Below are 22,892 nucleotides of genomic sequence, written 5' to 3'. Positions count from 1 at the left end.
CGCGGCCTGCCGCCCGAAGTCTTCAGCCCTCGTAGCGCGACAGCGCCAGCGTGCAGTTGGTGCCGCCAAAGCCGAAGCTGTTCGACAGCACGGTCTGGTGCTCGACCTTGTCGACGCGCTGGCGCGCGACCGGGATCTCGCCCACGCCCGGGTCCAGCGTCTCGATGTTGATGCTCGGCGCCACGAAGCCGTGCTTCATCATCAGCAGGCAGTAGATCGCCTCCTGCACGCCGGTCGCGCCCAGCGAGTGCCCGGTCATCGACTTGGTCGACGAGATCCAGGGCAGCTCGGCGTCCGGCTTGCCGAAGGCCCGGCGGATCGCGTCGAGCTCGGTGATGTCGCCCACCGGCGTGCTGGTGCCGTGGCTGTTGATGTAGGTGACCTTCGAGGGCACGGTCTTCAGCGCGTTGCGCATGCAGCGCTCGGCGCCTTCGCCGCTGGGCGCGACCATGTCCTCGCCGTCGGAAGTGGCGCCGTAGCCGGTGACCTCGGCGTAGATCTTCGCGCCGCGGGCCTTCGCGTGCTCGAGCTCTTCGAGCACGACCACGCCGCCGCCGCCGGCGATCACGAATCCGTCGCGATTGGCGTCGTAGGCGCGGGCCGCGGCCTGCGGGCGGTCGTTGTACTTGGAAGACATCGCTCCCATCGCGTCGAACAGCACCGACAGGGTCCAGTCGAGCTCCTCGCCGCCGCCGGCGAACACGATGTCCTGCTTGCCCCACTGGATCAGCTCGGTCGCGTTGCCGATGCAGTGCGCCGAGGTGGCGCAGGCCGAGGAGATCGTGTAGTTGACGCCCTTGATCCGGAAGTTGGTCGCCGCGGTGGCCGACGTGGTCGACGACATGCAGCGTGGCACCATGTAGGGGCCCACGCGTCGGGGCCCCTTCTCGCGGGCGATCGCGGCGGCCTCGACCTGGTTGCGGGTGGAGGGTCCGCCCGAGCCGACGATGATGCCGGTGCGCTCGTTGATGATGTCGGCGTCCTGCAGGCCGGAATCGGCGATCGCCTGTTCCATCGACAGGTGCAGGTAGGCCGCGCCGTCGCCCATGAAGCGGCGCAGCTTGCGGTCGATCGCCGCGTCGAGGTCGATGTCCGGGCGGCCGGCCACCTGGCTGCGGAAGCCCAGCTCGGTGTACTCGGGCATCGCCACGATGCCCGAGCGGCCCTCGCGCAGCGAGGCCAGGACTTCGTCCTGGTCCAGGCCAATGCAGGAAACGATGCCGATGCCGGTGACGACCACGCGGCGGGTCTTGATGGATTCGGTCATGGGGCTTGGCCTCGCGCCGTCTTCGGGGGCGATCTGTGCGCTTCTCGCGCGATCACATCGCCCGGGGATTTTCGAACAGGCCGACCCGCAGGTCGGTGGCCTCGTAGATGACCTTGCCGTCGACCTTCATTTCGCCGTCGGCCACGCCGAGCACCAGCTTGCGGTTGATCACCCGCTTGATGTCGATCCGGTACTCGACGAGCTTCGACTCCGGCAGCACCTGGCCGGTGAACTTCAGCTGCGCCAGGCCCAGCGCTCGGCCGGACCCGGGCGCACCGGTCCAGCCCAGGAAGAAACCGAGCATCTGCCACAGCGAGTCCAGGCCCAGGCAGCCGGGCATGACCGGGTCTTCCTCGAAGTGGCAGCCGAAGAACCACAGGTCGGGCTTGACGTCGAGCTCGGCCTTGACGAAACCCTTGTCGAAGGCGCCGCCGGTGGCCGAGATCCCGGTGATCCGGTCGAACATCAGCATGGGCGGCAGCGGCAGGCGGGCGTTGCCCGGGCCGAACAGCTTGCCGTGGCCGCAGTCGATCAGCTCGTCGTAGCCGTAGCTGGATTTCGGGGAAAAGCCTGCCGGGTTCGCGGCCGGATCTGCAGTCATCGTGAAAGCCTTGTTGCGGACGGTGTCATCGCCGCAATGATACGGAAAGATCGCGAGGCTCAGCGACGAAGCGGCGGCACCGGAGAGTTCCTTCAGCGCCGGAGCAGGCCCTTCAGGCGGTCGAGCGGGCTCTCCGCGGGCTCGGCCGGCCCCGGCGCGGCCGGCGGCAGGCCCAGCTTCTCGCCCAGCTTCTCGGCGAGCCGGCGCTCGACCTCCTTGCGGACCGCGGCCGTGGCGAGCTCCTTCACGTCCACCCGGTAGCGAAGCTCGTCGAATCGGCCCGACAGCCGGACCGGGACCGGCACCCCTTGCAGCCGGGAGAGGATGTCGCGGCGGGAGGCCGCATCGGCCGTGTCGCCGGGCGCGCCGGTCAGGGTGGCGAGGACCAGCCAGTCGAGCGACTGCGCGGGCAGGTCGACCTGCCCGGCGCCGGTGGCCCGCAGCCAGTCTGCGCGGAAAGCGAGGTCGTCGCTGGTCGCTACGCCCTGCGCGATCCGGAAGCTCGCGGCCAGCGACTGGAAGGGCGTGCGGTCTCCCGGGCCGGGACGGCCCTCGACCGGCAGCCGGCCCTCGAGCGCGGCCCGCACCTGTTGCATGACCCGATCGAGATCCACGCCCTTGATCGCACCGTCGCGCAGCGCGAGCGATGCGCTGCCCCCGAGCTGGCGAATCGCGGTGTCGCCGTCGAGGCCCCGGGTCGACAGGTCGAGCCGGATGTCGCCGCGGCCGTCCAGCGGATCGCGCCCGCTCGCGTCGCGGATCAGGCTGCCGGCGTCCACGCCGGTCAGCGCACCGACCAGCCGGTGGCCGGCAGCGGTCATCGACGCGCTGGCCTTCAGCGCGCCGCCGTTGAGCCTGCCGGTCAGCGATTCGACCGCGATCCTGCCTTCGCCGGTGCTCACGTTCGCGGCGAGGCCGTCGATCGCGAGCCCCGTCACGCGCAATCGCTCCACCTTCAGTGCGCCACGGGTGTCGACATCCGCGATCGCGGGCAGCGCGGCCTGCCTCGGCGTGGCGGTGGGCGGCGAGGCGGCGGGGCCGGCGCCCGCGCCGGGCGTCGTCGGCGCGCCCGCGGCGGGCGTTCCGCTTCCCGCGGGGGGCTCGCCCGGCGGCGCCGCGCGCTCGACCGCGGCGAGCTTCGCGCGGAGCCGGTCCAGGTCGAGTTCGCCCGCCTCGAGGCGCCATTGCGCCGAGAGCGGCGCGTATCGGGCCAGCCGCGCCGAGAGCCGGACCGGCGCCTCGTCGACCTTGCCCTGCAGGTCGATCTGGGCCGATCCGGGCTCGAAGGCGGCGCGGCCCTTGCCGGCCAGCGACAGCGTCGGCCCGCCCGAGGCCCTCGCCTCGATCGAGAGCGTCTCGGCGACCGCGGTCCGGGCGCTCAGGTCCAGTCTCAACCGACCGCCGGCGCTGATCTCGACCCTGGCCAGGCCGGCCGCCGGGCCGAGCAGCCGGGCCTTCAGGTCGGTCAGGGACAGCACATTGGCGGCCTGGTCGGCCACGAAGCCCGACTCCAGGTGGAGTGCGAGGTCCGCACTGCCGTCGGCGGCGCGCAGCCTGCCCTGGAGGCTCAGGCGCCCCGGCTCGCGGTCGGCGATCGGCGCGGCGTCGAGTCGCGCGCCGTCGAGCTGCCAGCCGCCGCCGGCTTCGGCCTCGCCGAGCGACAGCCGCAGTCCGCGCAGCGCGAGCGCCTCGACATGCAGGCGGCCGGCCAGCAGCGGCCGGATCGCGACCGCCACCGTGCCGCGCTCGATCCGCGCGGCTTCGCCGCGGCCGTCCGGTCCCGACAGCGCAGCCGCGCCGGTGGCCAGCCCGATGCGCGGCCACAGCGACAGCGCCAGATCGCCGTCGATCGCCAGGACCCGGCCGGTGCGCTCGCGCACCAGGTCCACGAGCTGAGGCTTGTAGCGATTGGCGTCGAAGGTGGCGACGAAGATCGCGAGCGCCGCGCCGGCGACGCCGGACAGGGCGGCGATCGCGATCAAGACGGTCCTGGCGCGCATCCTTGCAGCCTCCGGGGAAGTTCGACCTGGGTCCCAAGGCTAACCCGGCCCAGCCCGTCTCGCAGCGCCGGGGCGTCGCGAACCGCTCCGGCTTACATCCTGTTACCGCTGTTGCACGCTTTGGGGTGTCCGGACGGCTTCGCCGCGTTTAGGCTTCCCATCGTCTGCAAGGTGGAGCCGATCCACGAGGAGCGACAAATGAAAAGAATCCGGAAATTCCTGGCGGCCGGCGTCCTGATGGGCGGCGCGGCCCTGGCCGGCACGGCCCAGGCCTCCGACGCGGTGCTGGGCGCCGTAGTCGGCGGCGGCGCGGGCGCGCTGATCGGGCAGTCCCTCGGCGGGCGCGACGGCGCGATCATCGGCGGGGCGATCGGTGCGGCCGCCGGCGCGTCGGCCGCCGGCAGCCGGCATCGCCACTACGGCGGCGGCTACTACGCGGCGCCGGCGCCCGTGTATCACGCTCCCGCGCCGGTGTACTACGCGCCGCCGCCGGTGGTCTATCGCCCCGCGCCGGTCTATCATGTGGTACCGCCGGTGGTCTACCGGCCCGCGCCGGTCTACGTCGAGTACGGCGGGGGCCGCGGGCACTGGAAGCGCGGCCACGGCGGTCATGGCCGTGGCCACTGGAAGCACGGTCATCGTCACTGATCCGCGCCGCGTGCCTGGCCGAAGGGCCCGCGGAGCGGGCCCTCGCCAGCCTTGAACGCCGGAACCGACCCCCGCACCGTCTTCGACTTGCCCTTGCCGTCGCCCCCATGGGCCGACGGCCCGGGAGGCTGCATCGTGGGCCTGGCCTCGGCGATCGCGGGGCGCTTTCGCGCCGACCGTTCGATCGCCGGCGCGCCCGTCGACGGTATCGACGGATCTTCTTCCGTCGCTGGCGGGCTGGCCGACGCGAAGGCCGTCGCCGCGATCGCCCAGGCCCGGCACGTGGTCCTCGTGCTCTTCGACGGGCTCGGCAGCCGCCAGCTCGACACCCTGATTCCCGACGGCGCCGTTGCTCACTGCCGGCGCACCACGTTGCGCTCGGTGTTTCCGTCGAGTACCGCGCCGGCGATCACTTCCTTTTCCACCGCGGTCTTTCCCGCCGAGCACGCCAACCCGGGCTGGTTCTGCTGGAGCGAGGCGTCCGCCTCGGTCGTGCGCACACTGCCGATGGACGTCCGGGCGGCCCCGGACCAGCTCGTGACTGCCGACGAGCTCTGGGATTGGCGCGCGGCCAGCCTGCGGTTCGGCGTGCCGGTGGTGGCGGTGCAGCCGCACTTCATCGCCGATTCCACCTTCTCGCGCCACGCCTGGGCCGGCGCGAAGCGAGTCGGCTATCGCGGCCGCGACGAACTGATCGAGGCTGTCGACGCCGCCGTGCGCGCGAATCCCGGCGGCGCCTTCGTCTGGGCCTATATGCCGCACTTCGATTCGACCAGCCACGAGCGCGGCTGGCAGAGTGAGGCCGCGGCCGACGTCGCCCGTCGCCTGGACCAGCTGTTCGAGCGGCTGGCGGGGCGGCTGGCCGCAAGCGGCGCCCTGCTGCTCGCCACCGCCGATCACGGCTTCGTGGACGTGCCGGCCGCGCAGCAGCTCAGGCTGGACGACTACCCCGGGATCGCGGCGCTGCTCGAACGGCCGCTCACCGGCGAGCCGCGGGTCGCCTACTGCCAGGTGCGACCCGGCTGCCACGAGACCTTCGAAGCCCTGGCGCGCGAGACCCTGGGCCACGCCTTCGATCTGGTGCCGAGCGACGCGCTGGTTCAGGCGGGCTGGTTCGGCCGGGGCGTGGTGTCGCCCAGACTGGCGGGGCGGATCGGCACCCACACGCTGATCGGCCGCGACCGTCACACCCTTGTCGATCGTCTGCCCGGCGAGCCCGAGCCGTCCTTCATCGGCATGCACGGGGGTATCCATCCGGACGAGTTGTCGGTGCCCCTGGCGGCGGCCTGCCGGGGCGGGCCGCTGTGACCGACGCGGCCGTCGCGGCGGCCGCGGCGCGCGACTGCCGCCCCGGTTGCGGCGCCTGCTGCATCGCGCCGTCGATCTCCAGCCCGATCCCGGGGATGCCGCAGGGCAAGCCGGCCGGCGTGCGCTGCGTCCAGCTCACCGACGACCATCGCTGCGCGATCTTCGGCTCGCCATCGCGGCCGGCCTGCTGCGCGGGGCTCGTGCCTTCCGGCGAGATGTGCGGCGACTCGCCCGCGCACGCGATCGCCTGGCTCGCGGCACTCGAGACGGCCACGCGCCCGTCAGATCCGGTGGTCGCGCAGGCTCAGTGCGCCATCAGCAGGGGCACCGGCGTCGTGCGCAGCATCGTCCGGGTGGCGCCACCCAGGATCAGTTCGCGCAAGCGCGCGTGACCGTAGCAGCCCATCACGATCAGGTCCGCGTCGCGATCGGAGGCCTGGTTGAGCAGCACGTCGCCCACGCCGATGCCCGAGGAGCCTACGTGCGCGGCTTCGACCTCGATGCCATGCCGCGCGAGGTAAAGCGCCAGGTCGGCGCCCGGCATCTGGCCATGGCCGCTCTCCGAGGGCCTCGCGTCGACGGTCACCACGGTCACCTTGTCGGCACGCTGGAGCAGGGGCAGGGCGTCGGCCACCGCGCGGGAGGCTTCGCGGCTGGCGTCCCAGGCCACCAGGATCCGCCGCCCGATCGCTTGCAGGGCGCCGATGTAGGGCACCACCAGGACCGGCCGGCCGCAGGCGAGGATCACGTCTTCGACGATGGACGCCGCCTCGCGCGCGCTGCCGCCTTTCGGATCGGCCTGGCCCATGACGATCAGGTCGGCATAGCGCCCGTGCAGGCCCAGCAGGTCGCGCGGCTCGCCGCGGGCCCGGCGCGCCTCGCGCCCGGCCAGGCCTGCCTTGGCGGCCGCGGCCTCGAAGCGCTCGAGCGCGGCCTTGGCCACGGCGTCGTCCTCGGCCTTGCGGCTCGCTTCGATCTCCTCCCGGATGCCGGCTTCGGGGGACCACTGCAGGTAGAGAGGCGTGGGCGCATGGAGCGCGATCAGGTGCGCGTCGTGCGCGACGGCGAGCTGGATCGCGGCGTCGGTCCGGCGGTCCACGCCCGGGCCTTCGTCGAGGTGCAGAAGAATGGTCCGGTAAGTCACTCGGTGCCTCCGATGTTGTTGACGATGCGGCCGGCGCTCCGCTCGACCCGGGCCGGCCGGTGCGCTCAGGCCAGCGAGACGCCGGCCTGGCGCATGTCGGTGAGCGCGTCGGCGAGCGACCCGTTCAGGTCGATCGCGCGGCACGCCTCGAGCAGCACCACGACTTCGAAGCCGAGCCGGCGCGCGTCGAGCGCCGAATACTTGACGCAGTAGTCGGTGGCCAGTCCGCACAGGAACACGCGGCGCACGCCGAGTTCGCGCAGGCAGCCGCCGAGGCCCGTGGCCGTGCGCCGGTCGTTCTCGAAGAATGCCGAGTATGAATCGATGGCGGCGTCCATGCCCTTGCGAACGATCAAGGAAGCCGCCCGGGTGTCGAGCTCGGGATGGAAGGCGGCGCCCGCGGTGCCCTGCACGCAGTGATCGGGCCACAGCGTCTGCCCGCCGTAGGGCATCTGGATGCGATCGAAGGCCGCATGGCCCGGGTGGGCGCTCGCGAACGAGCGGTGGCCGGCCGGGTGCCAGTCCTGGGTCAGCACCACCCGCCCGAAGCGCGCCATCAGCGCATTGGCCATCGTGACGATCTCGTTCCCTCCGGCAACCGCCAGCGCGCCGCCGGGACAGAAATCGTTCTGGATGTCGATGACGAGCAAGACGTCGGTGGCGGAATCGATCGGAGGAAGCGCGAGTGCCATGTTCGAGGTGCAGGTAGGGGCCGGGCGCCGGCCGTGCAATGAATCATGTCGGATTTTCTCGCGTCGGTGTAGGGAGCTTCGAAAGGGTTAAGATCGGCGGGTTCCGGCCGCATCCCGCGGCCGGGTCTTTTTCGCCCGCCGATTCGTGTCCGAACCGACTCCCGCCGCCTTCCCGCCCAACGCGCTGACCGTCGCCGGCATCGATCCGTCGGGCGGCGCCGGCATCTACGCCGACCTGAAGACCTTCTCCGCGCTCGGCGCCTACGGCACCGGCGTGGTGGCCGCCTTGACCGCGCAGAACACGCAGGCGGTGACCGGCGTTCACGGCGTGCCGCCCGAGTTCGTTCGCCTGCAGCTCGATACGCTGTTCGCCGACGTGGCCATCGTCACCGCCAAGATCGGGATGCTGGGCACCGCGCCGATCGCGCGCGCCGTTGCCGAGGGCCTGGCCGCGCCGCTTTCGGGCGGCGGGCTCGCGCACCTGGTCGTCGACCCGGTGATGGTGGCCAAGAGCGGCGACGCCCTGCTCGACCGTGATGCGATCGCCACGCTGGTCGAGGCGGTGCTGCCCCTGGCCACCGTGATCACGCCCAACCTGCCCGAGGCTGGCGTGCTGCTCGACGCAAGGCCCCCCGATTCGCTCAGGGAGATGCACCGCTTCGCCGAGCGGCTGCGCCGGCTGCTGCGCGACGACGGCCGGCGCTGGGTGCTGATCAAGGGCGGGCACCTGCCCGGCGACGCGGTCGACCTGCTGCACGACGGTGATCGCATGATCGAGTTGCCGGCGCCTCGCATCGCCACGAAGAACACCCACGGCACCGGCTGCACGCTGTCGGCCGCCATCGCCGCGCTGCTGCCGCGGGCCGCCGACGTGCCCGAAGCGGTGCGCGCCGCCAAGGCCTGGCTCACCGAGGCCATCCGCCGCTCGGGCGAACTGAACGTGGGCAAGGGCCACGGGCCCGTCCATCACTTCCACGCCTGGTGGGGAACGCCGGCCGGCGAGGCCGCGGCGGCGCAGGGGCGCTTCGGCCGCTTCGGAAGGGGGCAGGGCTGATGGAACTGCTCCATGCGCTGCCGCTGCTGGTCAAGGCGGCGATCCTCGGCGTGGTCGAGGGGCTGACCGAGTTCCTGCCGATCTCCAGCACCGGACACCTGATCCTCACCGCCAGCCTGCTCGGATTCGCCGGCGAGAAGGAGAAGATGTTCAACGTGGCGATCCAGACCGGCGCCATGTTCGCGGTGATGTGGTATTACCGGCAGCGGATCCTGGACACGATCACCGGCATCTTCACCGAGCGGCGCGCGCAGCGCTTCGCGGCGAACGTGCTGATCGCCTTCCTGCCGGCGGCGATCCTGGGGCTGGCCTTCGGCGGCTGGATCAAGGACTGGCTGTTTCGCCCGGTGCCGGTGGCGATCGCCTTCATCCTGGGCGGCTTCGTGATCCTGTGGGTCGAGTCGCGCCAGCGCCGCGGCCTGGCCGCGGCGCGGGTCCAGGACGTGGACGCGATGACCGCGGGCGACGCCGTGCGCCTGGGCATTGCCCAGGCCTTCGCGCTGATCCCCGGCACCAGTCGCTCCGGCGCGACGATCATCGGCGGCATGCTGTTCGGCCTGTCGCGCAAGGCGGCCACCGAGTTCTCGTTCTTCCTGGCCATGCCCACGCTGATCGGCGCCGGCGCCTACGACGCCTGGAAGTACCGCGACCTGCTGTCCGCGCAGGACATCCCGATGTTCGCGGTCGGCCTGGCCTTCGCGTTCGTGAGCGCGCTGGCCTGCGTGCACTGGCTGATCCGCTGGGTCGCCACCCACGACTTCCGGATCTTCGCCTGGTACCGGATCGCGTTCGGCGTGATCGTGCTGGTCACTGCAGCCACCGGCGCGGTGACCTGGGCCGCGTGACTAAGTGAGCCGTCGCCGGAACACGACGTCCCAGACGCCGTGGCCGAGCTTGAGCCCGCGGTTCTCGAACTTGGTCACCGGGCGGTAGTGGGGGCGAGGGGCGAAGCCGCGACAGTCGGCCGCGGTCTCGCCCGTGACGGTGCGGCGACCGGCGCCGGGCGGCGCGGCGTCGAAGGCGGTGTTCTCCAGCAGCGGCTCGCCGGCCAGCACCGCCAGCATCTGCACCGCGTAGTGCTCCCAGTCGGTCGCGCAGTGCAGGTAGCCGCCCGGCGCCAGCCGCGAGGCCAGCAACGCCACGAAGGGCGGCTGGATCAGCCGCCGCTTGTGGTGCCGCGTCTTGGGCCAGGGGTCGGGAAAGAACACGTGGATGCCGGCCAGCGAGTCGCGGGCGATCATGTCGCGCACCACCTCGACCGCGTCGTGCTGGACGATGCGGACATTGGCGAGCCCGGCCTCGTCGATCCGGCGCAGCAGCGAGCCGACGCCGGCCGGGTAGACCTCGACGCCCAGGAAGTCGGTGCCGGGCATGGATTGCGCGATCCGCGCGGTGGTCTCGCCCATGCCGAAGCCGATCTCCAGCACCAGCGGTGCCTCGCGGCCGAAGGCCGCCGCCGGCACGATCGGTTCGCGCCGCCAGGGCAGGGTCCAGCGGTCGAACAGCGTCTCGTAGGCCTGCTTCTGGCCGGGTGTGAAGTGGCCGCGGCGGCCGGAGAAGGAGCGGATGTGCGGGTGCGCGCCTTCGACGGGGCGATCGGCGCCAGCGGCGGGTGCCGGGTCGGGGCGCTCGTTCAAGTCTTCGTCCCGCCGATCAGGCCGGTGGCCGGCGAGGAGGGCGTGGCCGAATAGAGCTTCTTCGGCATCCGCCCGGCCAGGAAGGCCTCCCGGCCCGCTTCGACCGCCAGCCGCATCGCCCGCGCCATGCGCACCGGCTCGCGGGCAGCGGCCACCGCGGTGTTCATCAGCACGCCGGCGCAGCCCAGTTCCATCGCGATCGCGGCATCGGACGCGGTGCCTACGCCGGCGTCGACGATGATCGGCACCGAGGCCTTTTCCAGGATCAGCTGCAGGTTCCAGGGGTTCAGGATGCCCATGCCCGAGCCGATCAGCGAGGCCAGCGGCATCACCGCCACGCAGCCGATGTTCTCGAGGGTCTTCGCCTGGATCGGGTCGTCGCTGCAATAGACCATCACCTCGAAGCCGTCCCTGACCAGCACCTCGGCCGCCTTCAGCGTCTCGGGCATGTTCGGATAAAGCGTGGCCGGGTCGCCGAGCACCTCGAGCTTGACCAGCGTGTGGCCGTCGAGCAGTTCGCGGGCCAGCCGCAGCGTGCGGATCGCGTCGTCGGCGGTATAGCAGCCTGCGGTATTGGGCAGGATCGTGAAGCGTTCGGGCGACAGGAAATCGAGCAGGTTGGGCTCGCCGGCGTTCTGGCCGATGTTGGTGCGCCGGATCGCCACGGTCACGATCTGCGCGCCGCTGGCCTCGACCGCCTGGCGGGTCTCGTCGAAGTCGCGGTACTTGCCGGTGCCGATCAGCAGGCGCGAGGAGAAGGTCCGTTTGCCGATGCGCAGCAGATCATCGTTCCCGGCAGCGGGGTTTGCCTGCGTCATGTCCTCACTCCAGTTCCGGCTCGACGCGGACCTCGAAATTCACCGAGTTCGCCATGAAGCAGTTGGCGTGCGCCTTGTCGTGCATCGACCGGAATTTCTCCGCGTCGAGCGGCGCGGCCAGCTTCACGCGAGGCCGCAGCACGACTTCGACGAAGCGCATCTTGCCGTCCTTCTTTCCCAGCGTGCCGGTGGCCCGGTCGGCGTAGCCGCTCACCGCGACGCGCGACTTCGCGGCCACCGCCATGAAGGTCAGGAAATGGCACTGCATCAGCGAGGCCATCATCAGCGTTTCGGGATTGGCCTTGCTGTCGTCGCCGTGGAAGATGCCGGGCGACGAGGCTTCGATGGCCGCGCCGCCCTCGAACGCTAGGCGCGTGGCCCGGGCATAGGTCTCGTAGGTGAAGGGCTGGCCGGCGGGCTGGCCTTGCCAGGCGAGGGTGCCTTCGAAAACGTGCGTATCGGACATGCGATGGGGCTCCGGGGGCTCGGACAGAGGGGCTGTTGAGAAGCGAGGGATCGCGGAAGACTCGCGAGCGATCGGTTTCGGGCTCGGTCTGCCCTGCGGGCAGGGCCGAGCGCCTAGCCGCCGCCGACCGCCACCACGATCTCGAGGCGGTCGCCTGCCGCAAGCGGCTGGCTGCCATGCCGGCTGCGCGGAACGATCTCGCCGTTGCGCTCGACCGCGATCCGCTTGCCGGTCAGGCCCAGGGTCTCGACCAGGTCGGCGACGCTGGCAGGGCCGGGCAGCATGCGCTTCTCGCCATTGACGGTGATCTCGATCATGGCCGGAATTGTCGCACGAGCCAGCGAGGGCGCGCCCCGCGCTTGCGTTAGAATGTCGACCCGACGCGGGTGTAGTTCAATGGTAGAACGGCAGCTTCCCAAGCTGCATACGAGGGTTCGATTCCCTTCACCCGCTCCACTTCATGCTGTCGGCTATCGTTTCGCCGACGCTTGCCAGTCCGCCTTGCTTGCTGCCATCAGCGCAGCCCAATCGTCCGGCGGATTTCCGCGCCTCCGCATCTTTTCGAGTACCGCGTAGGGGTCGGACTTGTTGCCTGCCGACCGAAGCGTCTGTTCGTCGTTGATCCAGGCGAACACGATCGCCCTGGCCTTGGCGTCGTAGCGGAAGAACAGGCGGAATCGCCGCCCGATCTTCGCGCGACGCCAGTGCCGGTGGGCGGGTCCCAAGGTACTGCCCTGGCGGTATTCGTCACGCGAGGGGTCGCTCGGCACGGCCTCGAAGATCAACCGGCTGACCGCGCGGAACAGCTTGACGTTGGCATTGGCCTCGAACCCACCGGGATCGCTCCGCTCGGCCCGTTCCGCGGCTGCCTGCAGCCTTCGCATCTGCTCGATCAAGCCCTCGTGAAACAGCAGTGTCCAGCCATGTCGCTGCATCAGATCGCCACGTCCCCGGCGATTTCCTCATCCAGGTTCACCGCGCGGCCGGCGTTCGCCAGCATTGCCTGCGCAAGTTCGTCGGGCAGCGACGCGACATGCCGGCCAGCGCGAATATCGGACTCCAGCAGACTCAGGAAGGCGCCGATGGCCGGGTCTTCGTGCTCTGCATCGGCGCGCGTCACGACGACTTCGCCACCCCTCAAGTCGAACGCGACCTTGCTGCCCGCGTCGACGCCCAGCGCCTGGCGGATGGGTTTGGGCAGCGTGATCTGACCTTTGGAGGTCAGCGTCGCGACTTCATGGATTTCGGGCACGGCGATTCTCCTGGGCATGGAAGGCAACAGTAAGGAAAAATCCTTACATTATCAACTCAGGGGGATGCTGAATCGGCCCGGCGCCTCAGGGCCGGATGTAGGCCCAACCTTCCTGCTGCCTGCGCATGATCTCGACGACTCCGGCCGGCACGTAGCCGATCTCGGCGTGCATCTCGTCCTTGGAGATCTTCAGGCCCTTCAGCGAGTTCTCGCAGGCCACGACCTTCACGCCGCTCTTGATCGCGTCCGAGATCCGGTTCGCGGTGGTGGCGTCGGCCTTCAGCATGTTGACGCCCGGGCCGTAGGCGACCAGCTCGACTTCCACGTTGGCGGCCCCGAGTTCCGTCTGCAGGTTGCGGATGTTGTTGAGCGCCATGTTCCAGCGCTGGGCTTCGCCGTCGCTGACCTGCACCACCAGCCGGTTGGCGGTCTTGACCTGTGCGGCGCCCTGGGCAGCGGCCTCGGGCAGGCACGCGATGTTGGCCGCGATCGCCGCGGCAGCCGCCACGGCAAGGGCTGCGAACGACTTCCTGTTCATGCTTGTCTCCTGAGTGTGCTGCGGCGGATCCCGGCCGACCGCCCGGGACCGGACCGCGGTCTTGGCGTCCGGGCGCCGAAGCGTCATTCGATCACATGCCGCGCCACTTCCTGCGCAGCCAGTTCGACAGGTCGTCCAGGTAGCAGTACACCACCGGCACCACCACCAGGGTCAGCAAGGACGAGGTGATCACCCCGCCGATCACCGCCTGGCCCATCGGCGCGCGCTGCTCGGAGCCCTCGCTGATCGCGAAGGCGAGCGGCACCATGCCGAAGATCATGGCGAGCGTCGTCATCAGGATGGGCCGCAGCCGCACCCGCGCGGCCATCAGCAGCGCCTCGGTGCGCTCGAGCTTGCGGCCGGCCAGCGGCTCGCCGGTGAGCGGGGCGCCGCTTCCGCCTTCACCGACCAGGCCCTGGTCGCGCAGCGCCTCGCCGACGTGCCCCTCGCGCGCCCGGTTGGCGAAATCGACCAGCAGGATCGCGTTCTTGGTGACCAGGCCCATCAACATCACCACGCCGATGATCGAGAACAGGTTCAGCGTGGAGCCGAAGACCAGCAGGATCAGCACGACGCCGATCAGCGTGAGCGGCAGCGAGGACATCAGCGCGATCGGCTGCAGGAAGCTCTTGAACTGCGAGGCGAGGATCATGTAGATGAAGATCACCGCCAGCGCCAGCGCCGACACCGCGTAGCCGAAGGACTCCTGCATGTCCTTCGTGGAGCCGCCGAAGCGCGCGCGATAACCCGAGGGGAAGGCGCTCGCGTCGAGCAGCTTCTGGATGTCGGCCGAGACCTCGCCGAGCGAGCGGCCCGACACGTTGGCGGTGATCTCGACCTCGCGATTCAGGTCGCGCCGGTTGATCTGGTTGGGTCCGAAGGAAGGCACGATGTCGGCCACCTGCGAGAGCCGCACGATGCGCGCGCTGCCGTCGGGGTTCTGGCCCGCGACCAGCCCCAGCCGCTCGAGGTCGGCCGCTTCGCTGCGCCGATCGGGGGCGAGCCGGACCTTGACGTCGTAGCTCTCGTCGTCGTCGGCCCGCCAGTTGCCGATCGTGTCGCCGGCGATCAGCGCGCGCAAGGCGCTGGTCACGCTGCCCACGCCCAGGCCCAGGTCGGCCGCCAGGTCGCGCCGCAGCACGACGTCCACCGTGGGCTTGTTCGGCTTCATGCTGGTATCGAGATCCACCAGCCCCGGGATCGCCTTCAGCTTCGGCAGCAGGCCGTCGGTCAGGCGCTGCAGCGTGTTCAGGTCGTCGCCCTGGATCGACAGCGAGATCGGCTTCTGGCCGCCGACCGCCTCGAGCACGCCGACCTGGGTGACCGTGATCCCCGGCACCCGGGACAGCCGCTCGCGGATCGGCACCGACAGCTGGTCGACGCTGAGCTGGCGGTCCTTGCGGTCGGCCAGGCGCACGTAGACGCTCGCGTAGTTGCGGCCCAGGGCCGCGCCGGTGTTGATCGTGGTGACCGTGTAGCGCACTTCCGGGAACTCGCGCAGGATGGCGTCGACCTGCTTCGCCTTGGCCTCGGTGAACTCGAGCGAGGCGCCGGTGGGAGTGTGGAAGCTCACGTTGGTCTCGCCGAAGTCGGCCTTGGGCACGAACTCGGTGCCCAGCAGCGGCACGATCCCGAAGGCGGCGAACAGGCTGGCGGCGGCAATGGCCAGCGTCGCGAGCCGGTGTCGCAGCGACCAGGCCAGGATGCCCTGGTAGCCCTCGCCCAGGCGGTGCGAGAAGCGCTCCACCGCGCCGGTGAGCCGGCCCAGCGTCCGGTCGTAGTGCGATTCGCGGCGCGCCGGCGCGCCGTTGGGCTGAAGCGCCGGCGTGTCGGGCGCGCCCTCCGCGTGGATGGTCGGATCGTGCCAGATGCTGGAGAGCATCGGGTCGAGCGTGAAGCTCACGAACATCGAGATCAGCACCGCTGCCACGATCGTGATGCCGAACTCGTGGAAGAACTTGCCGATGATCCCGCCCATGAAGCCGATCGGCAGGAAGACCGCCACGATCGACAGCGTGGTGGCCAGCACCGCCAGCCCGATCTCGTTGGTGCCGTCGAGCGCGGCCTGGCGGGCGTTCTTGCCCATCTGCACGTGGCGCACGATGTTCTCGCGCACCACGATCGCGTCGTCGATCAGCAGGCCCACGCACAGGCTCAGCGCCATCAGCGTGATCATGTTGATCGAGAAGCCGAACGCGTACATGAAGAGGAAGGTGCCGATCAGCGCGATCGGGAGCGTGAGCCCGGTGATGACGGTCGAGCGCCACGAGTTCAGGAACAGGAAGACGATCGCGATCGTCAGCACCGCGCCTTCGAGGAGCGTCTGGCGGACGTTGGTCACCGCGACCCGGATCGGCCGCGAGTTGTCGTTGACCACCTCGAGCGCGACGCCCGCCGGCAGTTCCGCGCGCAGCCCGGTCACCACCTCGTTCAGGCCATCGACCACCTCGATCGTGTTCTCGCCCTGCGCCTTGAGAACGGTGAGCGCCAGGGTGCGCCGGCCGTTGTAGAGCGCCAGGCTCTCGAGCTCCTGCGGCCCGTCGACCACCTCGCCGACCTCGCCCAGCCGCACCGGCACGCCGGCCGCGCCGCGGCGCGCGACGACGATCTTCTCGAAGTCCGCCGGCTGCGCGATCCGGCCGGCCACCTGGACCACGCGCTCGGCATCGCGCGAGCGCAGCGCCCCGGCCGGCAGCTCGCGGTTCTCGGTGCGCACCGCCGACACCACCTGCTCGACGCCGACGCCCATGGCCTCGAGCGCCTCGGGCCTCAGGTAGACGTTCACCTCGCGCTTGACCTGCCCGACCAGCGACACCGAGCCCACGCCGCGCACGTTCTCCAGCCGCTTCTTGAGCACCTGGTCGGCGTAGGTGCTCAGCTCGATCGCGCTGCGCGAGCCGTCGGGCGAGGTCAGCGCCAGGATGTAGACCGGCCGGCTGGCCGGGTCGAAGCGCAGCACCCGCGGCTCCTCGATCTCGTCGCGAAGCGTGGGCCGCAGCGCCGACATCTTCTCGCGCACGTCCTCGGCGGCGCGGCGGTCGTCCACGTCGAGGTCGAACTCGATGATGACCAGCGAGCTGCCGTCGAAGGAGCGCGAGTAGAGCTTGTTGATGCCGGCGATCGCGTTGACCGCCTCCTCGACCTTGCGCGTGACCTCGTTCTCCACGATCTCGGGCGAAGCGCCCGGGTAGTCCACCTGAACCACGACGACCGGGAATTCGACGTCGGGGAACTGGTCGACCTTCAGCCGCTGGTAGGAGAACAGCCCCAGCACCACGAAGGCGAGCATCACCATCGTCGCCAGGACCGGGTTGGCGATCGAGACTCGGGTGAACCACATGCCGGCGGTGTCCTTCGTGCGGAAGCGGTTTCAGCGAGCGCCGGTCAATCGCACCGGCGTGCCTTCCTCGACGATGCCCACGCTGCCGGCCAGCAGGGTCGCGCCGTCCGCCACGCCGGACTCGATCGCCACCAGCGCCTCGCCGGTCGCCGCGTCGCGCCCGCGCGGCCCGGGCACGATCTCGCGCGCCGCGATCCGATCGCCTTCCACGGCGAGCAGATAGGGGCGGCTTCGGTCGTTGCGCAGCGCCGAGGCGGGCACCGCCAGCCGGGTGTCCCGGCCCAGCTCGATCTCGCCGGTGGCGAACAGCCCGTGGCGCAGGGCGGGCCTGGGCGCCACCGACAGGTAGACGCTGACCGCCCGGGTGCCGGCGACCGCAGCCGGATTGATCCGCACTACGCGGGCCGGAACCGGCTCGGCGATGCCGTCCACCCGCAGGCTGGCCGGCGCGCCGACGGCGATCCCGGCGAGCGCCTCGGGCGGGACGGCAGCTTCGAGCTCGATCTGCGAGAGGTCGACGATCTCCAGCACCCGCGCGTCGATCGCGAGCCGCTCGCCGGGCTGGGCGAAGCGCTGCGAGACCTGGCCGCGGATCGGGGCGCGCAGCACCGTGTCGTCGACGGCCTTGCGCGCGACCTGAGCGGCCGCCTCGGCCGCGAGCAGGTTGGCGCGCGCGGCGGCGGCGTTGGACACCGAGGTGTCGAGCGCATTGCGCGAAATGAAGCCCCTGTCGACCAGCGCGCGATTGTTGCCCAGCGTGCGTTCGGCGATCTCGAGCTGGGCGCGCGCCGACGCTGCCTGCTGGCGTGCCTGCCTGAGGCGGGCCGCATGGTCGCTGTCGTCCTGCCTGCCCAGCACCTGGCCGGCGCGTACCGGGTCGCCTTCGCGCACCGACAGCTCGCGAAGCTCGCCGGCGACCCTGGCCTTCACCAGCGCGGTGTCGACCGCGCGCAGGCTGCCCGACACCGGCTGGGCGCGCACCAGTTCGCGCGGGCCGGCGCGGACCAGGTCGGCCGGGCCGAGCTCGATCGCGGTGACCGCGGGCGGCACGGCCGCCTGGCGCTGGCGGGCCTGGCGCTCGACGACGGCCCGGCCGATGGCCACGGCCAGCAGGACCGCGACGAGCAGGGCGATCAGCCATTTGGAGCGGCGCTTCATGCGTGGGGCGGAGAAGGGACAGGGGTGGGACGAGAAGGGGGAAGGGAGAAGCGGGAAGGGGCACGCCCCCTCCGGAAAACCCGATGCCGGATTGTAAATGACCGGTGGGTCAGGTAGGGAATCGGGCGGGCGTTTCGGGGGGACTTGTCGCGCGGGCGCGACCGGGGGATGCCGAATCCCCAAGGGCACATGCGGTAGATTGGCGAGGCAAGCGCCATGCGCAGGGAGTCGCGACTTGAAGACCGCCTACATCACCCATCCGAGCAGCCAGCGACACGAGATGGGTGCGCATCATCCGGAGTGCCCGGACCGGGTGGCGGCGATCGCCGACCGGCTGCTGATGCGAGGCGTGCTCGACCTGATGGATGCCTTCGAGGCGCCGCGGGCGACGCTCGAGCAGGTGGGCCGGGCACACGACACCCGCTACCTGCTCGAGTTGCAGGCCTTGTCGCCGACCGAGGGCTACGTGTCGGTCGACCCGGACACTTCGATGAATCCGCACACTTTCGAGGCCGCCCTGCATGCGGCCGGCGCCTCGGTGCTGGCTGCGGAACTGGTGCTGCGCCAGGGCTACCGCCGCGTCTTCTGCAACGTGCGGCCGCCCGGCCACCACGCGGGCCGGGCAGGTGCGAGCGGTTTCTGCTTCTTCAACAACGCGGCGGTCGGCATCCGCCACGCGCTCGATGTGCTGGGCCTCGAGCGGGTGGCGCTGATCGACTTCGACGTGCACCACGGCAACGGCAGCGAGGACATCTTCGCCGGCGACGAGCAGGTGCTGATGGTGTCCACCTTCCAGAGCCGCCTCTACCCGTTCGTCGGCGAGGAGCCGACCGGCGCGAACCTGTGCAACGTGCCGCTCAAGCCCTACAGCGACGGCGAGGCGATGCGGACCGCGGTGCGCGAGCAATGGCTCCCGGCGCTGCAGGCCTTCTCGCCGCAGATGCTGTTCGTGTCGGCCGGCTTCGACGCCCATCGCGAGGACGACATGAGCCACCTGATGTGGCGCGACGAGGATTACGCCTGGGTGAGCCGCGAGATCGTCGCCTTTGCCGATCACTGCTGCGAAGGACGCGTCGTGTCCACGCTCGAGGGGGGCTATCACCTCGGCGCGCTCGCCCGCAGCGCGGAGCTGCACGTGCGCGCGCTGATCGGGCTCGACTGACATGGAGCATCGCCACTACCTGTCGCCGATGTTCGATCCGGCCGGCGTGCTACTGATCGTGTCGCGCGAGGATCCCGCGCGCGACACGAGCTGGGCGGCGCCGATCCGCGCGCGCTTCGCCGCCGAGGCCGCGGCCGCCGCGGCAACGGCCGGCAGCGGCGCGGCGGCGGCCCGGCGGGTGCGCAGCATCGCCCGCCGGACCGTGTCGCTCGAGGCGGCAGGAAGCGGCGAGCTGCCGCAGTCCGGCTGCGACCTGGCGCTGATCGCCACGCCGATCGGCCAGGTCGAGGCCGCGCTCGCGCTGGCCGCGGCTCACGGCGCGCGCGCGGCCGCAGTGCTCGATCGTTGCGACGACGATGTCCTGGCGCGGCGATTGGTCGAGAAGGCGCGCGCCTTGCACATCCGCCTGCTCGGACCCGGCTCGATGGGGATGATGTGTCCGCCGGTGAGGCTCGACGCGAGCCGCCTGGGGCGCCTGCCTGCGTCCGGCAACGTGGCGCTGGTCTCGCAGTCGGGCGTGCTGGCCGGCGCGGTGCTCGACTGGGCCGGCGATACCGCGATCGGCTTCTCGCTGATCGTGTCGCTGGGTTTCGAGGCCGACGTCGACCTGGCCCAGGTGCTCGACTACCTGGCCGGAGATTCGCGGACCAAGGCGGTGGTGGTCTATCTCGAGGCGGTCAGCGAGGCGCGCGGTTTCATGAGCGCGCTGCGCGCGCTGGCCACGGTGAAGCCTGTGGTGGTGCTGAAGGCCGGCCGCGATGCCTCGACCCGCACCGGCGCGCGGACCCACTCGGGCGCGATCGCCGCGGCCGACGCGGTGTACTCGGCCGCGCTGCGCCGTGCCGGGGCGGTGCAGGTGCGCCTGTTCACGCAACTGTTCACCGCGGTGCGCTATCTGGCCGCCCGCAACTGGCCGCTCGGCAAGCGGCTGGCCATCGTTTCCAACGGCCACGGGCCGGCGATGCTGGCGGCCGACCAGGCCTGGTCGCAGGGCATCCGGCTGCTTCCGTTTGGCGAAGCCACCGGGCTCGCCTTGCGCAGCCGCTTGCCGGGCATCGCGCCGGCCAACCCGCTGAACCTCGGCATCGACGCGAGCCCGACCCGGTTCGCCGACGCGATCGAGGCGCTGGCGCAGGATGCCGACTCCGACGCGCTGCTGGTGCTGATGTCGCCCGGCGGCGGTGTCGACGCGCGGGCCATCACCGACCGGGTGGTGTCGGTTTCGCGCGGCTTCGCCAAGCCGCTGTTCGCCTGCTGGCTGGGCGACAGCTCGGTGCGCGAGTTGCGCAGCAAGCTCGATGCCGCAGGACTGCCGGTGTTCCGCACGCCGGAGGCCGCGGTCGACGCCTTCTCCACCGTGGCCACCTTCCACCAGAACCAGCTGCTGCTGCAGCAGGTGCCCCGCTCGCTGTCCGACATGGAAGCACCCGACGTGGCCGGGGCGCGCGTGGTGCTCCAGGCGGCACTGGCGCAGGGGCGGGAGGTCCTCAGCGAGGTCGAGTCCAAGGCCCTGCTGGCGGCCTTCCGGATCCCGGTCACGCGGACGGTGCTCGCGCGAGACGCGGACCAGGCCGAGCGCCACGCCGACGAGATCGGCTACCCGGTGGTGATGAAGATCGCCTCGCACGACGTGACCCACAAGAGCGACGTGGGCGGCGTGTCCCTGAACGTGCGCAACGCTGCCGAGGTGCGCGCGCAGTTCGCTGCCATCCTGGAATCCGTTCGCGCGGCGCTGCCGGCCGCCCGGCTCGAAGGCGTCACCATCCAGCCGATGGTGCGCAGCCGGGGCGCCCGCGAACTGTACGTGGGCGTGTTCCGCAACCGGCTGTTCGGCCCGGTGATCGCCTTCGGCGCCGGCGGCACGCGGGTCGAGGTGGTGCGCGACACCACGCTCGAGTTCCCGCCGCTCAACGCCTATCTCGCGCGCAGCATGATCGGCCGCACGCGGGTCGCCGCCACGCTGGGCGAGTTCCGGGGCGCGCCGGCGGTGGACGACGAGGCCCTGGCCAGAGTGCTGGTGCGGGTGTCGGAGATGGTCTGCGAGCTGCCGCAGCTGGCCGAGATGGACATCAACCCGCTGATCGCCGACGAGCGCGGCGCGATCGCGGTGGACGCGCGCATCGTGCTCGACCCGGCGCCGGTCGCCGCGGGCCCGCGCTACGGCCACATGGCGATCATGCCCTACCCGGCGCACCTGTCGCGCGAGTCCAGGCTGCGCGATGGCCGTTCCTGCCTGCTGCGCCCGATCCAGGCCGAGGATGCCGACCGCCTGCAGCGCTTCACCCGCGGGCTGTCGCAGCAGTCACGCTACTTCCGGTTCATCTCCACGCTCAACGAGCTGACTCCGCGCATGCTGGTGCGCTACACGCAGATCGACTACGACCGCGAACTGGCACTGGTCGCGGTGTGCCGCGAGGGCGACGGCGATCGCATCATCGGGGTGGCCCGCTACCTGCTGAACCCCGACCGCGACACCTGCGAGTTCGCCATCGCGGTCGGCGACGATTTCCAGGGGCAGGGGCTGGGCACGGCGCTGATGCGGGCGCTCATCGAAGAGGCCCGCCTGCGCGGCCTCAAGCGCATGGAAGGCTACGTGCTGGCGATCAACGCGCCGATGATCCAGCTGATGCGCGCGCTGGGTTTCACCATCGACCGCGATCCCGACGACGAAACCCTCAAGCTGGTCTGGATCGCGCTCGAGCGGCCCGTGCAGGCGGGCAGTCCGCCCGCCTGAGGCCTCGGCATCCTGGTCCGGATCAGGCGGCGTCGCCGTCCTGATGATAGGACGTCACCCGCTCGACTTCCTCGCGCGAGCCCAGGAATACCGCCACCCGCTCGTGAAGCTTCGAGGGCCGGATCTCCATGATCCGCTGCAGGCCGTTGGTGGCCGCGCCGCCCGCCTGCTCGACCAGGAAGGACATCGGGTTCGCCTCGTACATCAGCCTGAGCTTGCCGGGCTTGTCGGGCTCGCGCCGGTCGCGCGGGTACATGAAGATGCCGCCGCGGGTCAGGATGCGGTGCACGTCGGCCACCATCGACGCGACCCAGCGCATGTTGAAATCCTTGCCGCGCGGGCCGTCCCTGCCGGCCAGCAGCTCGTCGACGTAGCGCTTCACCGGCGGGTACCAGTGGCGCTGGTTCGAAGCGTTGATCGCGAACTCCTTCGTCTGCCCGGGAATCCGGATCTGGTCTTCGGTCAGCGTCCAGCTGCCGGTCTCGCGGTCGAGCGTGAATGCGGCCACGCCGTCGCCCACGGTGAGCACCAGCATCGTGCAGGGGCCGTAGATCGCGTAGCCCGCGGCCACCTGCTTCGTGCCCGGCTGCAGGAAATGGTCGTCGGTGGGGGCGAGCACGCCCTCGGGCAGCCGCAGCACCGAGAAGATCGTGCCGATCGACACGTTCACGTCGATGTTCGAGGAGCCGTCGAGCGGATCGAAGAGCAGCAGGAACTCGCCCTTCGGGTAGCGGTGCGGGATGGTGTACGAGTGGTCCATCTCCTCGGAGGCCATCGCCGCCAGGTTGCCGCCCCACTCGTTGGCCTCGAGCAGCGTCTCGTTGGCGATCACGTCGAGCTTTTTCTGCGATTCGCCCTGCACGTTGTCGGTGCCCGCGTCGCCCAGCACGCCGCCCAGCGCGCCCTTGCTCACCGCGATGCCGATGCGCTTGCAGGCGCGCGCCACCACCTCGAGCAGCAGGCGCAGCTCGGCCGGGATCAGGCCCTTCTCGCGCTGCTTCTCGACGAGGTACTGGGTCAGGCTCACTTTCGAGGCCATGTGGGGAATTCCTTTGCGTGATGACGATCGGGGT

General features: G+C 70.9%; 21 protein-coding genes, 1 tRNA gene and 1 pseudogene. 8 read left to right on the top strand and 15 right to left on the bottom strand.

Annotated features, from left to right (window positions below):
• Positions 1-22: 22 nt before the first annotated feature.
• The 3 genes from fabB to FHP08_RS09645 form a co-directional block, all read right to left on the bottom strand.
• The gene (gene fabB / locus FHP08_RS09655) at positions 23-1,267 is read right to left on the bottom strand and encodes a beta-ketoacyl-ACP synthase I (RefSeq protein WP_147704231.1); all 1,245 of its coding nucleotides are present in this window, start codon (positions 1,265-1,267) and stop codon (positions 23-25) included.
• A 52-nt stretch (positions 1,268-1,319) separates the two neighbouring features.
• Positions 1,320-1,868 carry a 3-hydroxyacyl-[acyl-carrier-protein] dehydratase FabA gene (gene fabA, locus FHP08_RS09650; RefSeq protein WP_147704230.1) on the bottom strand — a complete coding sequence of 183 codons (549 nt, stop codon included), beginning with the start codon at positions 1,866-1,868 and terminating at the stop codon, positions 1,320-1,322.
• A 92-nt stretch (positions 1,869-1,960) separates the two neighbouring features.
• On the bottom strand, positions 1,961-3,868 hold the full coding sequence (locus tag FHP08_RS09645; protein ID WP_147704229.1) for an AsmA family protein: 1,908 nt from the start codon (positions 3,866-3,868) through the stop codon (positions 1,961-1,963).
• A gap of 198 nt (positions 3,869-4,066) precedes the next feature.
• On the opposite strand from FHP08_RS09645, the gene FHP08_RS09640 reads away from it, so the two are divergent.
• From FHP08_RS09640 to FHP08_RS09630, 3 genes and pseudogenes are all read left to right on the top strand, one after another.
• On the top strand, positions 4,067-4,516 hold the full coding sequence (locus FHP08_RS09640) for a hypothetical protein (protein WP_147704228.1): 450 nt from the start codon (positions 4,067-4,069) through the stop codon (positions 4,514-4,516).
• Between the two features lie 93 nt (positions 4,517-4,609).
• Positions 4,610-5,824, top strand: a complete 1,215-nt coding sequence (locus FHP08_RS09635; RefSeq protein ID WP_187272241.1) for an alkaline phosphatase family protein — start codon at positions 4,610-4,612, stop codon at positions 5,822-5,824.
• Positions 5,803-6,138, top strand: a pseudogene (locus FHP08_RS09630) (YkgJ family cysteine cluster protein); the annotation flags it as partial. The gene FHP08_RS09635 and the pseudogene FHP08_RS09630, both read left to right, overlap by 22 nt.
• On the opposite strand, the gene FHP08_RS09625 reads toward FHP08_RS09630, so the two are convergent.
• Both FHP08_RS09625 and pncA read right to left on the bottom strand, forming a co-directional pair.
• Positions 6,129-6,968, bottom strand: coding sequence for a universal stress protein (locus FHP08_RS09625; protein WP_187272240.1), 840 nt, complete (start codon positions 6,966-6,968; stop codon positions 6,129-6,131). The pseudogene FHP08_RS09630 and the gene FHP08_RS09625 overlap by 10 nt on opposite strands.
• 65 nt (positions 6,969-7,033) lie before the next feature.
• Positions 7,034-7,639: a bifunctional nicotinamidase/pyrazinamidase gene (gene pncA / locus FHP08_RS09620; protein ID WP_407704014.1), complete on the bottom strand. Its 606-nt coding sequence runs from the start codon at positions 7,637-7,639 to the stop codon at positions 7,034-7,036.
• Between the two features lie 166 nt (positions 7,640-7,805).
• On the opposite strand from pncA, the gene thiD reads away from it, so the two are divergent.
• Positions 7,806-8,714, top strand: coding sequence for a bifunctional hydroxymethylpyrimidine kinase/phosphomethylpyrimidine kinase (thiD, locus tag FHP08_RS09615; RefSeq protein ID WP_147704224.1), 909 nt, complete (start codon positions 7,806-7,808; stop codon positions 8,712-8,714).
• Positions 8,714-9,559, top strand: a complete 846-nt coding sequence (locus FHP08_RS09610) for an undecaprenyl-diphosphate phosphatase (protein ID WP_147704223.1) — start codon at positions 8,714-8,716, stop codon at positions 9,557-9,559. The genes thiD and FHP08_RS09610 overlap by 1 nt, the downstream gene beginning before the upstream one ends.
• Here FHP08_RS09610 and trmB read toward each other — a convergent pair whose 3' ends face one another.
• The 4 genes from trmB to thiS all read right to left on the bottom strand — a co-directional run bounded on the left by trmB (position 9,560) and on the right by thiS (position 11,949).
• Positions 9,560-10,351 carry a tRNA (guanosine(46)-N7)-methyltransferase TrmB gene (gene trmB / locus FHP08_RS09605; RefSeq protein ID WP_147704222.1) on the bottom strand — a complete coding sequence of 264 codons (792 nt, stop codon included), beginning with the start codon at positions 10,349-10,351 and terminating at the stop codon, positions 9,560-9,562.
• Positions 10,348-11,169 (bottom strand): thiazole synthase, encoded by an 822-nt coding sequence (locus FHP08_RS09600; protein ID WP_147704221.1) that lies wholly within the window; start codon positions 11,167-11,169, stop codon positions 10,348-10,350. Before FHP08_RS09600 ends, trmB begins: the two co-directional genes overlap by 4 nt.
• Before the next feature lie 4 nt (positions 11,170-11,173).
• Positions 11,174-11,635, bottom strand: a complete 462-nt coding sequence (locus FHP08_RS09595) for an OsmC family protein (RefSeq protein ID WP_147704220.1) — start codon at positions 11,633-11,635, stop codon at positions 11,174-11,176.
• A 113-nt stretch (positions 11,636-11,748) separates the two neighbouring features.
• The gene (gene thiS, locus FHP08_RS09590) at positions 11,749-11,949 is read right to left on the bottom strand and encodes a sulfur carrier protein ThiS (RefSeq protein ID WP_187272249.1); all 201 of its coding nucleotides are present in this window, start codon (positions 11,947-11,949) and stop codon (positions 11,749-11,751) included.
• 68 nt (positions 11,950-12,017) lie between these two features.
• On the opposite strand from thiS, the gene FHP08_RS09585 reads away from it, so the two are divergent.
• Positions 12,018-12,091: transfer RNA gene (locus tag FHP08_RS09585), tRNA-Gly, on the top strand.
• A 14-nt stretch (positions 12,092-12,105) separates the two neighbouring features.
• Here FHP08_RS09585 and FHP08_RS09580 read toward each other — a convergent pair.
• The 5 genes from FHP08_RS09580 to FHP08_RS09560 all read right to left on the bottom strand — a co-directional run bounded on the left by FHP08_RS09580 (position 12,106) and on the right by FHP08_RS09560 (position 17,923).
• On the bottom strand, positions 12,106-12,570 hold the full coding sequence (locus FHP08_RS09580; protein ID WP_147704218.1) for a type II toxin-antitoxin system YhaV family toxin: 465 nt from the start codon (positions 12,568-12,570) through the stop codon (positions 12,106-12,108).
• A complete protein-coding gene (locus FHP08_RS09575) occupies positions 12,570-12,887 on the bottom strand; it encodes a type II toxin-antitoxin system PrlF family antitoxin (protein ID WP_147704217.1) in 318 nt (105 codons plus the stop codon). Before FHP08_RS09575 ends, FHP08_RS09580 begins: the two co-directional genes overlap by 1 nt.
• Before the next feature lie 85 nt (positions 12,888-12,972).
• Positions 12,973-13,425 (bottom strand): DsrE family protein, encoded by a 453-nt coding sequence (locus FHP08_RS09570; protein ID WP_147704216.1) that lies wholly within the window; start codon positions 13,423-13,425, stop codon positions 12,973-12,975.
• A 91-nt stretch (positions 13,426-13,516) separates the two neighbouring features.
• Positions 13,517-16,765, bottom strand: coding sequence for an efflux RND transporter permease subunit (locus tag FHP08_RS09565; protein WP_147704215.1), 3,249 nt, complete (start codon positions 16,763-16,765; stop codon positions 13,517-13,519).
• A gap of 30 nt (positions 16,766-16,795) precedes the next feature.
• Positions 16,796-17,923 (bottom strand): efflux RND transporter periplasmic adaptor subunit, encoded by a 1,128-nt coding sequence (locus tag FHP08_RS09560; protein WP_147704214.1) that lies wholly within the window; start codon positions 17,921-17,923, stop codon positions 16,796-16,798.
• A 235-nt stretch (positions 17,924-18,158) separates the two neighbouring features.
• Here FHP08_RS09560 and FHP08_RS09555 point away from each other — a divergent pair, with 235 nt between their 5' ends.
• Positions 18,159-19,085 (top strand): histone deacetylase family protein, encoded by a 927-nt coding sequence (locus tag FHP08_RS09555; RefSeq protein ID WP_147704213.1) that lies wholly within the window; start codon positions 18,159-18,161, stop codon positions 19,083-19,085.
• Position 19,086: 1 nt separating this feature from the next.
• Positions 19,087-21,819 (top strand): bifunctional acetate--CoA ligase family protein/GNAT family N-acetyltransferase, encoded by a 2,733-nt coding sequence (locus FHP08_RS09550; RefSeq protein WP_147704212.1) that lies wholly within the window; start codon positions 19,087-19,089, stop codon positions 21,817-21,819.
• Positions 21,820-21,841: 22 nt separating this feature from the next.
• Here FHP08_RS09550 and FHP08_RS09545 read toward each other — a convergent pair whose 3' ends face one another.
• Positions 21,842-22,858 carry a class 1 fructose-bisphosphatase gene (locus FHP08_RS09545; protein ID WP_147704211.1) on the bottom strand — a complete coding sequence of 339 codons (1,017 nt, stop codon included), beginning with the start codon at positions 22,856-22,858 and terminating at the stop codon, positions 21,842-21,844.
• Between the last annotated feature and the right edge of the window lie 34 nt (positions 22,859-22,892).

This window comes from Zeimonas arvi, assembly GCF_008039575.1.
Lineage (GTDB): Bacteria > Pseudomonadota > Gammaproteobacteria > Burkholderiales > Burkholderiaceae_E > Zeimonas > Zeimonas arvi.
This window is presented reverse-complemented; position numbering and strand designations above follow the sequence as displayed.

Excerpts from the sequence above, each read along its gene's own strand:
- FHP08_RS09545 (WP_147704211.1), bottom strand. The coding sequence starts at position 22,858 with ATGGCCTCGAAAGTGAGCCTGACCCAGTACCTCGTCGAGAAGCAGCGC.
- fabB (WP_147704231.1), bottom strand. The coding sequence starts at position 1,267 with ATGACCGAATCCATCAAGACCCGCCGCGTGGTCGTCACCGGCATCGGC.
- FHP08_RS09600 (WP_147704221.1), bottom strand. The coding sequence starts at position 11,169 with ATGACGCAGGCAAACCCCGCTGCCGGGAACGATGATCTGCTGCGCATC.
- FHP08_RS09580 (WP_147704218.1), bottom strand. The coding sequence starts at position 12,570 with ATGCAGCGACATGGCTGGACACTGCTGTTTCACGAGGGCTTGATCGAG.
- FHP08_RS09645 (WP_147704229.1), bottom strand. The coding sequence starts at position 3,868 with ATGCGCGCCAGGACCGTCTTGATCGCGATCGCCGCCCTGTCCGGCGTC.
- FHP08_RS09640 (WP_147704228.1), top strand. The coding sequence starts at position 4,067 with ATGAAAAGAATCCGGAAATTCCTGGCGGCCGGCGTCCTGATGGGCGGC.
- FHP08_RS09550 (WP_147704212.1), top strand. The coding sequence starts at position 19,087 with ATGGAGCATCGCCACTACCTGTCGCCGATGTTCGATCCGGCCGGCGTG.
- FHP08_RS09595 (WP_147704220.1), bottom strand. The coding sequence starts at position 11,635 with ATGTCCGATACGCACGTTTTCGAAGGCACCCTCGCCTGGCAAGGCCAG.
- fabA (WP_147704230.1), bottom strand. The coding sequence starts at position 1,868 with ATGACTGCAGATCCGGCCGCGAACCCGGCAGGCTTTTCCCCGAAATCC.
- FHP08_RS09570 (WP_147704216.1), bottom strand. The coding sequence starts at position 13,425 with ATGAACAGGAAGTCGTTCGCAGCCCTTGCCGTGGCGGCTGCCGCGGCG.
- FHP08_RS09610 (WP_147704223.1), top strand. The coding sequence starts at position 8,714 with ATGGAACTGCTCCATGCGCTGCCGCTGCTGGTCAAGGCGGCGATCCTC.
- FHP08_RS09565 (WP_147704215.1), bottom strand. The coding sequence starts at position 16,765 with ATGTGGTTCACCCGAGTCTCGATCGCCAACCCGGTCCTGGCGACGATG.
- FHP08_RS09560 (WP_147704214.1), bottom strand. The coding sequence starts at position 17,923 with ATGAAGCGCCGCTCCAAATGGCTGATCGCCCTGCTCGTCGCGGTCCTG.